General features: G+C 68.1%; 1 protein-coding gene. It reads left to right on the top strand.

Translation table 11 applies throughout. The features are described 5' to 3' along the window. The first annotated feature begins 311 nt into the window (after nt 1–311). The gene (locus HMPREF3121_RS13005; protein ID WP_070522907.1) at nt 312–1,382 is read left to right on the top strand and encodes a hypothetical protein; all 1,071 of its coding nucleotides are present in this window, start codon (nt 312–314) and stop codon (nt 1,380–1,382) included. Nucleotides 1,383–1,719 lie beyond the last annotated feature (337 nt).

The following is a 1,719-nucleotide window of genomic DNA, read 5'->3' as shown; positions in this document are numbered from 1 at the left end:
GGGGTTCCGGATGCCGGTCGCGCGCAGGTGTGCGGTTGCTTTGCGACGCCCGCCGTCGAGTGGGTTGGCGTTATTCGACAAATGCAGCCTCTCGATATTGCGTCCTGGGGTTATACCGGCGTTCACCTGGGGTGAGGCTGCATTTGTCGGCTAAGGGCATGCGGCCAAGTGTGTTCGGCCGCGTTCGTGCGGCCAAGCGCTGCTGGCGATCCGGGCGGGAACATTTTCGGCCGGTGATGCATCCCATCGTCGAAGGCGGCGGGCACCGTCCGCCGACCGCAACCGACCACGACCCGGAAAGGCCAACAGTCATGAACGACCGGAACTACGGATACGGCGAAAACCCCGGAGACGACGGCGCCCCAGGCGGCAACGGCGGCCACGGTGGCAACGGCGGCCACGGTGGCTACGGCGGCCGCGGCGACAACCCCGGGGGCGAGGGCTGGTACGGCGGCGGGCCCGGCGGTTACGGGGAGACGGGCGACTCGAACTCTCGCGCCAGCGGTGGGCCGAACCCGTACGCGAACCCGAACGCGAACCCGAACGCGGGGTACGGCGGGCCGCATGGTCCTCAGGGGGCCGGCCCCGGCGGCCCGAATGCGCTCGGCGGCCCGCCCGGCCCGTACGGAGCCGGCCGCGGCGCGTACGAAGGTCCGCCCAGCTCGGAACCCGGTGCAGGTGCAGGTGCAGGTGCCGGTGCCGGTGGAGGCACCGGTGACGGCGGCAACGGCAAGGGCATTCTGATCGGCATCGGTGCGCTGGTGGCCGTCGTGATCCTGGCCGTGGGGACGTTCCTGTTCCTCGGCGGCGACGATGAAACCGAGGGCGCCGTCACCGAGACCACTGCCGGCGGCGAGGAAACCGGGGGCGAGACCACGGGCGTCGGCGACGCCACGGCCACCGCCGACGACGAAACCACGTCGACGACCACTTCCGAGGCGACGACGGAAACGCCCGGCGCGGGTTCGGCGGCGGGCGACGGGTCGATGACCTCGCCGTACGTTGATGCGGTGCCGGCCTACGTCCGCGATAACGCGGAGGGTTGCCGTGACATGGAGGCGACGATCACCTCGTTCGATACGAATGTCGCCGATCGCACGGTTCCGGGCATGCGGTGCCGGGGCGCGGACGGCAGTCTGCTGGACGGCAACAACATCGAGCTCATCGATGATGCCGAGTTCGCGAAGGTGGCGACGGACCAGGCCCGCACGATGGATTATGAGGTCATCAAGGAAGAGGGCGGCGTCACGCTGATCGCGGCGGCCTACAGCGGTGGTTCCAGCAAGGTCTTCTGGGCGGACGAGAACGAGGGCATCTCGCTGGAGATGTACCCCTATGACGATCTGGAGCAGGCGAAGGCCGCTGCCGAGCGATTGAAGTAGGGAGGGTGCAGGCGAAGGCGAGTGTTGGCGAGGGCCCGGGTTTTCCCGGGGCCTTCCGCATGTTCGGGAGCGGGGGCCTGGGCCGTTGCTTTGCGACGGTGCCGGGTGCACCCGTTCAGTGAATTTGGCGCCGAAACCGCTGTGACGGATGGTGCTTAAGTGACTATTGGGATTTAATCAGGATGTGGCGATGTCATCCAATGCCGTTCGTGCCCGCGTTGCCGACGTCGCCGAAGTCGGTTCTGAAGCGGACAGTGAATGAGGAATCCCATGCGCAATCGAGTCACCATTGCCGACCGTGTCGCGCGCCCGGTCGCCATCGTCGGCCGCGCCGTGC

Source organism: Corynebacterium sp. HMSC11E11 (genome assembly GCF_001807025.1).
Lineage (GTDB): Bacteria > Actinomycetota > Actinomycetes > Mycobacteriales > Mycobacteriaceae > Corynebacterium > Corynebacterium freneyi.
Note: the sequence above shows the minus strand (reverse complement) of the source record. Positions and strands in the feature narration are given on the sequence as shown.